This is a genomic window from Agrobacterium sp. GW821-FHT02D03 (assembly GCF_059421725.1).
In genome coordinates this window covers 182,281-195,131 of sequence record NZ_JBWKVN010000002.1, presented here as the reverse complement: position 1 = coordinate 195,131, position 12,851 = coordinate 182,281, and the positions used below count along the sequence as shown (strand labels likewise).

Sequence of the window (12,851 nt, the reverse complement as noted above, 5' to 3'; positions counted from 1 at the left end):
GGGAGTATGATATGAAACTGAAGCTCGCATTCCTTCTCGCCACGGCACTGATCGTCAGCCCGTCGGTTCTCTTTGCGCAGGATCGTGGTGGCGTGATCAATGTCGCAACCATCGGTGAGCCGCCAACGCTCGATCCAATGGCATCAACCGCGGATCTCGTCGGCATCGTCACGCAGCACATCTTCGAAACGCTTTATACCTTCGACAAGGAGTGGAAGACGACACCGCTTTTGGCGGAAAGTCTTCCGGAGATCAGCGCAGACGGAAAAACCTACACGATCAAGCTGCGCGCCGGCATCAAGTTCCACGACGGTTCCGACATGGCGTCGGATGATGTCGTTGCTTCCCTCGATCGGTGGATCAAAGTTGCATCGCGCGGCAAGCAGGCCGCGTCCTTTATCGACAAGATCGAAGCCACCGACCCGTTGACCGTCACGATCACGCTGAAGCAGCCTTATGCGCCGCTCGTTTCGCTTCTTGCCTTCAACAACTCCGCGGCGATCATTCTTCCTAAGGAAAAGCAGGAAGAGCCGATGAAGGAGTTTATCGGTACCGGCCCTTATATGCTGAAGGAGCGCAAGGCCGACCAATATATCCAGCTCGTCCGCTTCGATGGATATAAGTCCCGTGAAGGCGACGGCAATGGGTATGGTGGCGCGCGGCATCAGTATCTCGACGAGATCCGCTTCGTCCCCGTGCCTGACGCCAACACCCGCGTCGAGGCGGCGGTTTCCGGTCAATATGATTACATCGACTCGATCCCGGTCGAATCCTTCGACAAGATCAAGTCTTCTTCGGCGACAGAGCCGGTTGTCCTGAAGCCGTTCGGCTACCCGGTCTTCGTCTTCAATACGGCGCAGGGGCTTGCCAAGGATGTCGCGATGCGCAAGGCAATCCGCCAGGCGCTCAGCATGGAAGACATGCTGGCAGCCGCCTTTGGCAGCACGGATTTTTATGCGCTTGACGGTGATATCTATCCGAAGAACTTTATCTGGAACACGAATGCAGGCGTCGAGGGCAATTACAATATTGCCGATCCGGAAGGCGCTGCAAAAGCCGCCGAGGCCGCAGGCTATGACGGCGAAAAGCCCATCCGCATCCTCACAAGCCGTCAATACGAGTTCCATTACAAGATGGCGCAGGTCGCTGCCGAGTATCTGAAGCTTGCAGGCTTCAAGGTGGACATGCAGGTGGTGGACTGGGCAACGCTTACCCAACGCCGCGCAGACAAGGCGCTATGGGACATCTACATTACCCATAGCCCATTCCTGCCAGAGCCAGCTCTGATCGGCTCTCTCGCGCCGACATCGCCAGGATGGTGGGATACGCCGCTGCGCAAGCAGACAGTTGAAGCGTTCTCGGCCGAATCCGATCCTGAAAAGCGTATCGCTCTCTGGGCTGATGTTCAAAAGGCCATGTATGAGGAGATCCCCTACATGAAGATCGGTGACTTCAATGCGGTCGCTGCGAAGTCGAAAAAGATCGAGGGTATCCAGGCGGCACCTTGGCCTTACTTCTGGAACGCTTCCATCAAGAAGTAGTCCATCGAGCGAGCGTCGTCGCGCCATTGTTCATCTCATGTCCAACGGGACTCAGAGAGAGGTGGCGCGACACCGACACGCAATCCAGCAACGCATACTCAAGCAGACTCCTTTACCCTGCGGCAAGGGAACGCCAAGCCCATGATACGATATATTCTCCAGCGCCTCGCAGGCATGATCGTTGTGATGTTTCTCGTCGTCACGATCGTCTTCATCATCGTGCGCGTCACCCCGGGCGACCCGGCAGCCGTCATGCTCGGCCCGGATGCGTCGGCACAAGACATTGCTGATTTGAGAACGCGTTTGGGGCTCGATCAGTCGCTGGCCGTGCAATATTTCTACTACATCGGCCAGATGCTGAAAGGCGATCTTGGGCAGTCGATCTTCCTGAATATGCCCGTCACGACGGCGCTGCTTGATCGCGCTGAACCGACCTTCTTTCTCACACTGTTTTCGTTGCTGATTGCCAGTGTCATCGCCTTGCCCATTGGCATTTACGCCGCCTATCGCCGCGGATCCTTCGTGGACCAGGCTGCAACGACCGTTGCGATGCTTGCGGCCAGCATTCCGAGCTTCTGGCTTGGCCTCATCCTCATGCAGTTCTTTGCGGTGCGGCTCAATCTTTTCCCGGTGTCGGGCTATGGTGGTCCTGGTTCAAGCTTCCTCGATCGCATGTACCACCTCACGCTTCCGGCTTTCGCACTCGGATTGGTGTCGTCGGCATTGATCCTCCGCTTCACCCGCGCATCAATGCTTGATGTGCTTGGCGACGATTATATTCGCACCGCTCGGGCGAAGGGTGTGGTCGAACGGCGGGTGGTGATGAAGCACGCGTTAAAGAACGCGCTCATCCCCATCCTCACCGTTCTCGGGTTGACGGCTGCGGTACTCATTTCAGGCGCTGTCGTCACCGAGACGGTCTTCGGGCTTCCAGGCGTTGGCAGTCTCGTGGTTTCCGCGGTTCTACGACGAGATTATCCGGTCATTCAAGGTGCGCTTCTCGTCATTGCAGCGCTCTACGTCCTCATCAATTTCGCGATCGACATGCTCTACCTGCTGATCGATCCGCGCGTGAGCTACTAAAAGGGGGCGGGAACCGATGACGGATATTGCTACAACTACGCCGACGCCGTCAGGTAGCGAAGGCATGAAGTTTTTCAAACGGTTTCTGAAACGAAAGACGGTGGCCTTCGGCCTGATCGTGCTTATCATCTTCGTACTTCTGGCCGCGCTCGCGCCCTGGATTGCACCTTACTCGCCATCCAAGCTGTCCATCGTCAATCGCCTCAAGCCGCCCAGCGAAACCTTCTGGTTCGGCACGGATGAATTTGGCCGCGACGTCTTTTCGCGCACCATTTATGCAGGCCGATTGTCGCTACTTGTGGGCGCCTCCGTCGTCTCTTTGTCCGCGATCATCGGTGTGACGCTTGGTCTGCTGGCGGGTTTCTTCAAGCGGCTGGACACACCGATTGCGCGCCTGATCGATGCAATGATGGCGTTCCCGGATATTCTTCTCGCCATTGCGCTCGTTGCAGCCCTTGGACCATCGCTCACCACCGTGATCGTCGCGCTTTCCATCGTCTATTCGCCGCGCCTCGCCCGCATCGTGCGCGCCTCGACCCTTGTCATCAGGGAGCTTCCCTATGTCGAGGCGGCCCAGGCGCTTGGGATATCGACCTTCCACATCATGACGCGCCATGTGCTGCGCAATCTGTTGTCGCCGATCCTGGTGCAGGCCTCGTTCCTGTTTGCCAGCGCCATGCTGGCGGAAGCGGGCCTCTCTTTTCTTGGGCTTGGTGTCAGCCCGGAAATTCCGACTTGGGGCACGATGATTGCCGCTGGCCGCCAATATATCGGGCAAGCCGACTGGATGACCTATTTCCCCGGCTTCGCCATTATTCTTTCCGTTCTCTCGCTGCAAATGGTCGGCGACGGGTTGCGGGACATGCTCGATCCAAGACTGCGAAGGGATTTGTAATATGACCGGCCAACAGGCGAAGCCGCTGCTCATCAAGAACGTCAAGCCCATGGCTTTCGGCGGAAGCGGAAAAGATGCCGTCACCGACATTCTGGTGAACAGCGACGGCAACATTGCCGCCACCGGACAGGCGCTTGCGTCGGATGAGGCAACGGTGATCGATGGCAAGGGTGCCTGGATATCGCCGGGCTGGGTGGATCTGCACGTCCATATCTGGCACGGAGGCACAGACATCTCGATCCGTCCGTCCGAATGCGGTGCCGAGCGCGGCGTCACGACGCTCGTCGATGCAGGATCTGCGGGTGAAGCGAACTTTCATGGCTTCCGCGAATATATCATCGAGCCGTCCCGAGAGCGGATCAAGGCCTTCCTCAATCTCGGTTCGATCGGTCTCGTCGCCTGCAACCGCGTTGCGGAACTGCGCGACATCAGAGATATCGATCTCGACCGAATCCTGGAATGCTATGCGGAAAACAGCGAGCATATTGTCGGCATCAAAGTGCGTGCGAGCCATGTCATCACCGGCTCCTGGGGCGTGACACCGGTCAAGCTCGGCAAGAAGATCGCCAAGATTCTCAAGGTGCCGATGATGGTTCATGTCGGCGAGCCACCGGCACTCTATGATGAGGTGCTGGAAATCCTAGGCCCCGGCGACGTTGTGACCCATTGCTTTAACGGCAAATCCGGCTCGTCAATCATGGAAGACGAGGACTTGTTCAACCTCGCTGAACGCTGCGCATCCGAAGGGGTCCGGCTCGATATCGGCCATGGCGGCGCGTCCTTCTCCTTCAAAGTGGCAGAGGCGGCGATTGCGCGTGGACTTCTGCCCCATTCCATCTCGACCGACCTGCACGGCCATTCGATGAATTTCCCGGTTTGGGATCTCGCAACGACCATGTCGAAGCTTCTGTCGGTCGGAATGCCTTTCGACAAGGTGGTGAATGCTGTGACGCATGCGCCGGCAGAGGTCATCAAGCTCGACATGCTAAACCGGCTGTCCGTCGGAGCGCGCGCCGATTTCACCATTTTCGATCTGGTCGATTCCGATCTGGAGGCAACCGACTCCAATGGCGATGTCTCGGTGCTGAAGCAGCTCTTTGAGCCTCGCTATGCCGTCATCGGCGGGGAAGCCATTGCCGCGAGCCGTTACATACCACGCGCGCGCAAGCTTGTGCGCCACAGCCACGGCTACTCGTACCGATAAGATGGCGGGTCGCCGCTGGAATGAATGAAAAGATGACAGGAGTTTGCGTGACACAGTCCCCGATCAAGATCGAAGCGAAAGCAGAGACGCCGCGCGATCGGCTTGCCGCACTCGGCATAGACCTTCCACCGGCGCCACCGCCCATCGCCAATTTCGTGACACATGTCGTCGAAGGTAACATGTTGTATCTTTCGGGGCAGGGGCCGCGCGAGGCGAATGGTTTCATGCATACCGGCAAGGTGGGCGTGGATGTCTCGGTCGAGCAGGCCTATGAGGATGCGCGGCTGACCGGCGTCAATCTTCTGGCGGTGATGAATGAGGCGCTCGGCGATCTTTCCCGCGTCAAGCGGGTCGTGAAACTGCTGGGGATGGTCAATGCCTCACCGGACTTCAAGGACCACCCGCAGGTTATCAACGGCTGCTCGGACCTGTTCAACGCCGTCTTCGGCGAGGCTGGTCGTCATGCCCGCTCCGCTGTCGGCTTCGGCTCGCTTCCGGGAAACATCACCGTCGAAATCGAAGCAATCATTGCGTTGCAGGATTAACCGGCAAGGAGACGATTAGTGGTTGCGCCATCCCATCAGCTGTTCGATCCTTGCGGCCGACGCTTTCACGCGGTCTGCGTAGCCGGTCTTGTCGGCCATGACTTTCTGCTCGGGAAGGACGATGGAAATCGTCGCAACGCAGTCTCCGCGGTTATCGACGATGGGCGAGGCGATGCAGGCAACCGAGTAGTCGGATTCACCCGCCTGGATCGACAGACGTTCTTCGAAGGCCTTGCGCGCAGCGTCCGAAAGGTTTTTGGCGTCGATGGTAGCGCGCCCCGTTGGAGAGATTCGGGCTCCGCGCTTGAACAGGTCGATGCGTTGCTCTTCCGGCATGTGGCCCACAAGAAGGCGTCCAGACGCCGTCCAGTTCAGGGGTACGCGGGTACCAACCCTCGAGGCGACCTGAAAATGGCTGGGGCCATCGGCCATGGCGAGGACCAGCATATGCTCGTCGTCGCGTCCGCAAACCTGCACCGTTTCACCGGCGGCGCGGCAAAGATCATGCATTTCGTGCATCGCGACGCTCATGAAATCAAGCGAGCGGGCATAGGCGAGGCCGTAATGATAGAGGCGCGCACCAAGCCAGATGCTGCCATCGTCGTTACGGGCCAGCATGTTCTTTTCCACAAGGTCGTCAATGATCGCATAAATAGTCGAAAGCGGTGCCTTCACCGCCTTGGCAATGGCGTAGGCACCGGCCGGAGCCCCCGTTTCGTACAGATGATCAATGATCTGAATGGCGCGGTCGATGCCGCTGACGCGCGAGCGCCGCGCCTTGCTGCCTTCCTCGGAAGACGAGAGCTCGAGGGCTTCACCAGATGAAGATGTCATATCCAATTCACGCTCCCGCACATCAAAGAACCTATTGCGTTATTATGGCATAGCCTGACGCGGGGCAACAGAAATCATGCGCCAGACAGGCTGGCAAACTGGAGAGATGAGAATGTCAGACGATATCCGCACGAAGATGGGCCTTCGGCCAGTCATCAACGTTTCCGGCACGATGACGAGCCTTGGCGCGTCCATCGTGGTTCCCGAAGCGATCGAGGCTATGGCGGCGATCCTCCCGCAATTCGTGGAGATCAATGATCTGCAGCGCAAGGCAAGTGCAGTCATCGCTCGGCTGACGGGCGGTGAAGCCGGCTTTGTTACGGCCTCCTGCTCCGCTGGTATTAGTCTCGCGGTGGCCGGCACCATCACAGGGCCAGATCTTCTGGCAATCGAGAGACTGCCGGAAACGTCCACGCCAAAGAACGAAGTTCTGGTGCAAATGGGGCATATGGTCAGCTATGGCGCGCCTGTCGATCAGTCGATCCGGCTTGCGGGCGGCAAGGTGGTGATGATTGGCCAGGCAACGTCCACCCATCGCTATCACATGGAAAACGCGATTACCGACAGGACTGCAGCGGCTGTCTATGTCGTTTCCCACCACGTTGTCGATTATGGTCTCCTCAATCTCAGGGAATTTGTTGAGATCGCGCATGCCAAGGGCGTGCCGGTTATCGTTGATGCTGCATCCGAATATGATCTGCGACTCTTCCTGGAACAGGGTGCCGATATCGCGCTTTATTCCGGCCACAAGTTTCTGGGCGGCCCCACCTCCGGCATCGTGGCCGGCAAAAAGGAGCTCGTGCGCAATGCCTTTCTCCAGAACATGGGAATTGGTCGCGGCATGAAGGTGGGCAAGGAGAGCATCTTCGGCGTGATGGCGGCCTTGGAAGCTTGGGAAAAGCGTGACCATGTGAGCATACGCGAGCGCGAGACCGGCTATCTGAACCTGTGGAAGGAGACGCTTTCCGATCGGCCCGGCATCACCGCATTGATCGAGCCAGACCCGACGAACAATCCATTGGATCGTATGCGGGTGATTGTCTCTCCCCAGGAGGCTCACATCACGGCCTGGGATCTTGCCGCACGCCTTCGCAGCGGCCCGGCACCGATCATCGTGCGCGACCATGAGGTAGAGCACCACTACTTCTACCTCGATCCCTGCAATCTCCACCCCGGCCAGGAGCGCATCGTCGCGGCACGGCTGGCGGAAGAGCTGGATAAGGCGCGTGCCTCGAACGAAGTCATCGCCACGCCGTTCGAGGATTTGAGCCGCCATCGTTTTGATGGTGCGTTGCGCTGGCCCGACTGAGCAAGCGTGCGGCCCGGAGGGGCCGCATAGCCTGCCACTCCAACCAATTGACGAGGAACGACGATGATGATGTCCAACGCCCTGAACAAGACCGCGACTGCACCGGCCACCGGCCCGGTTCTTGCCGTTGAAAATCTCAGAACATCCTTCCTTGTCGATGGTGCCTGGAAGCCGGTGGTCCGCGATATCTCCTTTACGGTCATGCCTGGCGAGACGGTCGCGATCGTCGGCGAAAGCGGCTCCGGCAAATCGGTCACCTCGCTCTCCATCATGCGCTTGCTCCAACCTGACATGAGCAAGATCGAAGGCAAGGTCATGCTGGGAGGGCGTGATCTTCTTGCGCTGCCGGAGCACGAGATGCGCAAGGTGCGCGGCAATGATGTCGCGATGATCTTTCAGGAGCCGATGACGAGCCTGAACCCCTTGCTCACCATCGGCGATCAGATCTCCGAGGCACTGCTTTCACACTTGCCTATAAGCAGGGCTGATGCGCGGGCTGAAACCATCCGCATTCTGGAAAAAGTCCGCATCCCCTCCGCAGCCTCTCGCTTCGATGAATATCCGCACCGATTTTCCGGTGGCATGCGCCAACGCGTCATGATTGCGATGGCGCTTGCAACCAAGCCTTCGTTGCTGATCGCCGATGAGCCGACCACGGCGCTCGACGTGACCATTCAGGGACAGATCCTCGACCTGATCAAAATGCTGCAGGAGGAGGAAGGTACCTCGGTTCTGTTCATCACCCACGACATGGGGGTCGTCGCCGAGATCGCCGACCGGACGGTCGTCATGTATCGGGGCGAGCAGGTGGAAACCGGCCCGACCGCCGACATTTTCCATCGTGGCCAACATCCCTATACCCGCGCGCTCTTGTCCGCTGTCCCAGTGCTTGGCTCGATGCAAAACCACCAGAGACCTTTGCGCTTTCCGGTGGTGGATGTCACGACAGGTCAGTCCGATGTGCCTGTTGAAGTGAAGGACACGGTCGTCGAAGGCCGGCCGGTGCTGGAAGTTCGCAATCTCACCAAGCGCTTCGATATTCATTCCGGCCTCTTTGGCACGCTCACCGGCCGCGTGCATGCCGTGGAAGACGTGTCTTTCGATCTCCAGGCAGGGGAGACGCTCTCCCTTGTCGGCGAATCGGGATGCGGCAAGTCGACGACTGGCCGTGCCATCATGCGGCTCATCGAACCCGATAGCGGCTCCGTTATTGTTGAGGGCCGCGATGTGCTGGCGCTGAGCAAGCAGGATATGCGCGAGATGCGCAAATCCGTGCAGATGATCTTCCAGGATCCATTTGCCTCGCTCAATCCGCGCATGACAGTTGGCGCGGCCATCGCCGAGCCGTTTCTCGAGCACAGAATGGGAAGTGCGAAAGAGGCGAAAGATGTCGTGGCCGACATGCTGACGAAAGTGGGCCTAACACCCGATATGGCGGGTCGATACCCGCACGAGTTTTCCGGCGGGCAGAGACAGCGTGTCTGTATCGCACGTGCACTGGCGCTCCAGCCAAAGGTCATCGTTGCGGACGAAAGCGTCTCGGCACTGGATGTGTCGATCAAGGCGCAGGTGATCAATCTGATGCTCGACCTTCAGCAAAGCCTTGGCCTCGCCTTCCTGTTCATCTCCCACGACATGGCCGTGGTGGAACGTGTCAGCCACCGCGTCGCCGTCATGTATCTGGGGGAGATTGTCGAGATCGGCCCTCGCGCTGCCGTCTTCGGGAACCCGCAGCATCCTTACACCAAGCGGCTTATGTCTGCCGTGCCGGTACCAGACCCGGAACGCAGACGCGTAAAAAGCGCAGCTGTTGTCGAGGAACTGAAAAGTCCCATACGCCCGGTCGAGTACAAGGTGATGCCTGCTCGTTTTCGTGAAGTGTCTAAAGGCCACCTCGTGGCTGAGAGTTGACGTCCGTTGTGATGGCATTCAGCTGCCGAGGTTGACGTGGCGCGCATTTTTCTGTGGTTCGGAACAACAGCCGTCCCACTGTGTTAGCCTTGGCAACTTGGGAGATAAGCCATGACCAACACATCCAATGACGACAAAAAGGCGACACCGCAGACATGGTCGGCTGATCATGGCGGGGGTGTCTCTCCGCCGACATCGACCGGAACGGTCGATAAAGAGCAGGTGCACGAGCCGTCCAATGACTGGCCCGCTGCGGACGGTGTCGCGCATGATCCGGTTGAACCGGTACCGTCTCCGGTGGAAGACTTCGATCCGCCAAAAGGTGACGGTCGCCGCACGTTCCAGAACGGCGATACCGATCGCGCCTGAGACGCCGGACGTTCAGAAATAGCCCCACACCGCGCGCTCAGTTCGGCCGCTGATCGCTAAATTTGAGATGACAAGACCGAGCTTCTTACGCTTGGTCTTTCGCCGTCGGCTCGTTCAAGTCCGCAGCGCCTCACGATCAGCCTGCGAACAGTTTAGATCGGATGCGCCGTTCCGCATCCGTGCGTCATCCACGGGGTAAACGCTTGAAAATTGCGACCTACAATGTCAACGGCGTAAACGGGCGGCTGCCAAACCTCATCCGGTGGCTGGATGAAGCGTCGCCCGACATTGTTTGTCTTCAGGAACTGAAAGCCCCGCAGAACAAGTTTCCTATCAAAGCAATAGAAGCGGCTGGCTACGGCGCTGTCTGGCTCGGGCAGAAATCCTGGAATGGTGTGGCGATCCTGGCTAAGTCGCAGCAACCTCATCTCACCAGACAGGCACTGCCAGGCGACAGCAAAGACGACCAGAGCCGCTACATCGAAGCAATTGTCGATGGAATACTGATCGGCTGTCTTTATGCCCCGAACGGCAACCCCTATCCAGGACCGAAATTCAACTACAAACTCAGATGGCTTAAACGGTTGCGCGCCTACGCAGCCGAGCTTCTCGAACTGAACGTATCATCGATCCTTATCGGCGATTACAATGTCATGCCGACAGAACTCGACGTTTACAAACCGGAGCGGTGGAAAGACGACGCACTCTTCCGCATCGAAGCGCGAAACGCCTTCAAAACGCTTGTTGAGCAGGGGTGGACGGATGCTTTAAGGCATCTTCATCCCGACGAGCAGATCTACACATTCTGGGACTATTTCAGAAACGCTTTTGGCCGAAATGCCGGGCTCAGGATCGACCACTTCCTTCTCAGTCCGGAAGCCGCTTGCGACCTTATCGCAGCTGATGTCGACAACCATGTTCGAGCGTGGGATCACAGCAGCGACCACGCACCGGTCTGGATAGAGCTTAAAGATCAGCCTAGCAGGTAAGCGTCCTCGTTGACTGGATTAGGCTCCGCACCTGCGGACCTACGGAACGTCTCCTCTTTCGCGTATCGCGCACAGTCCTAGTCCACGATGGCATGGGCGATGCTTTGCCGATGATCTGATCGGCATCGCCGTTTCACTTTTCAGGCCGGGCGCTCTGCAATTTTCGGAGCTGCTTAAAAACTTGGACACCCAGCTTGACGGGTTCTAAAAATCAAGATTATGTTAATCGGTAAGATGTCAGACCAATTTCAAGGTGCTGGCGTTGCGAGGGCAAATGGATCAGACACTCGAAAAGCATGTGATGACTCCGCTACCGGCCATAGACCGGGTACGGCAGGTCGAAGGCGCGCTTGTCGAGTTTGTTGAACGGGCCGATCTGAAACCGGGGAGCCGACTACCTGCCGAGCGTGAGTTGATGTCAGCTCTTGGTGTCGGGCGCTCCACCATTCGTGAGGTGATCCGAAAGTTCCAGGCGCTCGGCATTATCGACTCTCGCAAGGGCAGCGGCAATTATCTTTTGAAGCCGATTTCCACCGCGACTGTCCATATGCCGATTTCCATTGAGGCGCAGAGCCTTCGAGACGCGCTTTTGATGACGCTGGAAGTGCGCCGTGGGATCGAGGTTGAGGCGTCGATGGCGGCGGCTCGTCGTCGCACCGAGGACGATATCGAAACGATGCGTCTTCGGCTGGAAGAGATGGAGCGCGTTCATCTCGCCGAGGGGACGTCCGGCAAGGCGGACCTCGCCTTCCACCTCTCGATTTACGACGCCACTCACAATTCGCTTTTCAAGCAATTGCTCGAGCAGATGCGCGAAGGCTTCGAGCGCTTCTGGTCCAAGCCATTCGACAGGCCCGATTTCGCCTCTCGCTCCTTTCCATTTCACCGCACCCTGTTCGACGCGATTGTGGCTGGCGACACGTCGGCGGCGCGGCAGGAAACATTGAAAATCCTCGCGATCGTCGAGGAAGATATTAAGGACATGTCCAAATGAGCCAAGGCTCTGATTTTTTTGATGCAGCATCGCTCATTGTCGCGCATGACGAAACGCACGCTTTCGAAGCCGTGGTCCCTCCGCTGGTGCAGACATCGCTCTTCACTTTCTCAAGCTATGACGAAATGGTCGCGACCTATCGTGGCGAAAAGAGCCGTCCTGTTTACACACGCGGGCTAAACCCGACCGTTCGCATGTTTGAAGAGATGCTGGCGAAGCTCGAAGGTGCTGAAGACGCACTCGGTTTTGCCAGTGGCATGGCAGCGATTTCGTCCACCGTACTGTCCTTCGTTTCTCCCGGCGATCGTATCGTCGTGGTCCGCCACGTCTACCCGGATGCCTTCCGTCTGTTTGGTACCCTGATGAAGCGGATGAAGATTGACGTGACCTATGTCGACGGTCGCGATGAGGCCGCAGTCGAGAAGGCGATGCCCGGCGCCAAGCTGTTTTACATGGAGAGCCCGACAAGCTGGGTGATGGAGGCGCATGATGTCGGTGCTTTGGCAGCGATTGCCAAGCGACACGGCGCGATCTCTGTCATCGACAATTCCTGGGCCAGCCCGATTTTCCAGACGCCCCTGGCACTTGGCGTCGATATGGTGGTGCATTCGGCTTCGAAATATCTCGGTGGTCACAGCGACGTTGTTTCGGGCGTTGTTGCCGGTTCCAAGGCGATGATCGACCGTATTCGCGCGGAAGCTTACCCCTATCTTGGCGGCAAGATGTCGCCCTTCGACGCATGGCTGTTGATCCGAGGGCTGCGCACGCTTCCCATCCGCATGAAGGCGCATCAGGAATCGGCGCTTGCGATCGCATCGCGTTTGCAGGCGCTCGACGTGGTGGAGGCTGTTTGCCATCCGGGACTTGCAAACCGTCTTCCGCCTGGGCTAAACGGCACGTCCGGTCTCTTCTCCTTCATCTTCCGGGAAGGTGTGGATGTACGGGCCTTCGCCGACCAGCTTCAGCTTTTCAAACTGGGTGTTTCCTGGGGAGGACATGAAAGCCTGATCGTCCCAGGGGAGGTGGTGCTTGAGCAGAAGGCGCAACCGAATTCAGCACATACTTTCGGTATCAGTGCGCGCTCCGTGCGCCTGCATGTGGGCCTGGAGGGCACAGAAGCCCTCTGGAACGACCTCGAACCGGCAATCAGAGCGGCATCTGCCGCGGCCTGACGCAT

At 58.2% G+C, this 12,851-nt stretch carries 12 protein-coding genes; 11 read left to right on the top strand and 1 reads right to left on the bottom strand.

Translation table 11 applies throughout. From position 1 onward, the window contains the following. Positions 1–11: 11 nt before the first annotated feature. The 5 genes from AC07U5_RS14410 (at position 12) to AC07U5_RS14390 (ending at position 5,268) form a co-directional block, all read left to right on the top strand. Positions 12–1,541, top strand: coding sequence for an ABC transporter substrate-binding protein (locus tag AC07U5_RS14410; RefSeq protein ID WP_494723407.1), 1,530 nt, complete (start codon positions 12–14; stop codon positions 1,539–1,541). 141 nt (positions 1,542–1,682) lie between these two features. Continuing rightward, complete coding sequence (locus AC07U5_RS14405) at positions 1,683–2,624, top strand: ABC transporter permease (protein ID WP_494723406.1); 942 nt, start codon at positions 1,683–1,685, stop codon at positions 2,622–2,624. A gap of 16 nt (positions 2,625–2,640) precedes the next feature. Next, the gene (locus tag AC07U5_RS14400; RefSeq protein WP_494723405.1) at positions 2,641–3,519 is read left to right on the top strand and encodes an ABC transporter permease; all 879 of its coding nucleotides are present in this window, start codon (positions 2,641–2,643) and stop codon (positions 3,517–3,519) included. A 1-nt stretch (position 3,520) separates the two neighbouring features. Continuing rightward, positions 3,521–4,723: an amidohydrolase/deacetylase family metallohydrolase gene (locus AC07U5_RS14395; protein WP_494723404.1), complete on the top strand. Its 1,203-nt coding sequence runs from the start codon at positions 3,521–3,523 to the stop codon at positions 4,721–4,723. 32 nt (positions 4,724–4,755) lie between these two features. Further along, a complete protein-coding gene (locus AC07U5_RS14390) occupies positions 4,756–5,268 on the top strand; it encodes a RidA family protein (RefSeq protein ID WP_062426971.1) in 513 nt (170 codons plus the stop codon). Positions 5,269–5,283: 15 nt separating this feature from the next. Here AC07U5_RS14390 and AC07U5_RS14385 read toward each other — a convergent pair whose 3' ends face one another. Then, entirely contained in the window at positions 5,284–6,102 is an 819-nt protein-coding gene (locus AC07U5_RS14385) for an IclR family transcriptional regulator (RefSeq protein WP_113273473.1), read from the bottom strand. Positions 6,103–6,214: 112 nt separating this feature from the next. On the opposite strand from AC07U5_RS14385, the gene AC07U5_RS14380 reads away from it, so the two are divergent. The 6 genes from AC07U5_RS14380 (at position 6,215) to AC07U5_RS14355 (ending at position 12,846) form a co-directional block, all read left to right on the top strand. After that, on the top strand, positions 6,215–7,411 hold the full coding sequence (locus tag AC07U5_RS14380; RefSeq protein ID WP_494723403.1) for an aminotransferase class V-fold PLP-dependent enzyme: 1,197 nt from the start codon (positions 6,215–6,217) through the stop codon (positions 7,409–7,411). A gap of 69 nt (positions 7,412–7,480) precedes the next feature. Continuing rightward, positions 7,481–9,322 (top strand): ABC transporter ATP-binding protein, encoded by a 1,842-nt coding sequence (locus AC07U5_RS14375; protein ID WP_113225810.1) that lies wholly within the window; start codon positions 7,481–7,483, stop codon positions 9,320–9,322. Positions 9,323–9,433: 111 nt separating this feature from the next. After that, entirely contained in the window at positions 9,434–9,691 is a 258-nt protein-coding gene (locus AC07U5_RS14370) for a hypothetical protein (RefSeq protein WP_113179008.1), read from the top strand. A 203-nt stretch (positions 9,692–9,894) separates the two neighbouring features. Then, positions 9,895–10,680: an exodeoxyribonuclease III gene (gene xth / locus AC07U5_RS14365; RefSeq protein WP_494723402.1), complete on the top strand. Its 786-nt coding sequence runs from the start codon at positions 9,895–9,897 to the stop codon at positions 10,678–10,680. 301 nt (positions 10,681–10,981) lie between these two features. Then, positions 10,982–11,674 carry a FadR/GntR family transcriptional regulator gene (locus AC07U5_RS14360; protein WP_494724245.1) on the top strand — a complete coding sequence of 231 codons (693 nt, stop codon included), beginning with the start codon at positions 10,982–10,984 and terminating at the stop codon, positions 11,672–11,674. After that, positions 11,671–12,846 (top strand): PLP-dependent transferase, encoded by a 1,176-nt coding sequence (locus AC07U5_RS14355; RefSeq protein ID WP_494723401.1) that lies wholly within the window; start codon positions 11,671–11,673, stop codon positions 12,844–12,846. The genes AC07U5_RS14360 and AC07U5_RS14355 overlap by 4 nt, the downstream gene beginning before the upstream one ends. Positions 12,847–12,851 lie beyond the last annotated feature (5 nt).

Excerpts from the sequence above, each read along its gene's own strand:
- AC07U5_RS14360 (WP_494724245.1), top strand. The coding sequence starts at position 10,982 with ATGACTCCGCTACCGGCCATAGACCGGGTACGGCAGGTCGAAGGCGCG.
- AC07U5_RS14400 (WP_494723405.1), top strand. The coding sequence starts at position 2,641 with ATGACGGATATTGCTACAACTACGCCGACGCCGTCAGGTAGCGAAGGC.
- AC07U5_RS14410 (WP_494723407.1), top strand. The coding sequence starts at position 12 with ATGAAACTGAAGCTCGCATTCCTTCTCGCCACGGCACTGATCGTCAGC.
- AC07U5_RS14370 (WP_113179008.1), top strand. The coding sequence starts at position 9,434 with ATGACCAACACATCCAATGACGACAAAAAGGCGACACCGCAGACATGG.
- AC07U5_RS14380 (WP_494723403.1), top strand. The coding sequence starts at position 6,215 with ATGTCAGACGATATCCGCACGAAGATGGGCCTTCGGCCAGTCATCAAC.
- AC07U5_RS14355 (WP_494723401.1), top strand. The coding sequence starts at position 11,671 with ATGAGCCAAGGCTCTGATTTTTTTGATGCAGCATCGCTCATTGTCGCG.
- AC07U5_RS14390 (WP_062426971.1), top strand. The coding sequence starts at position 4,756 with ATGACAGGAGTTTGCGTGACACAGTCCCCGATCAAGATCGAAGCGAAA.
- AC07U5_RS14385 (WP_113273473.1), bottom strand. The coding sequence starts at position 6,102 with ATGACATCTTCATCTGGTGAAGCCCTCGAGCTCTCGTCTTCCGAGGAA.
- AC07U5_RS14405 (WP_494723406.1), top strand. The coding sequence starts at position 1,683 with ATGATACGATATATTCTCCAGCGCCTCGCAGGCATGATCGTTGTGATG.
- AC07U5_RS14375 (WP_113225810.1), top strand. The coding sequence starts at position 7,481 with ATGTCCAACGCCCTGAACAAGACCGCGACTGCACCGGCCACCGGCCCG.
- AC07U5_RS14395 (WP_494723404.1), top strand. The coding sequence starts at position 3,521 with ATGACCGGCCAACAGGCGAAGCCGCTGCTCATCAAGAACGTCAAGCCC.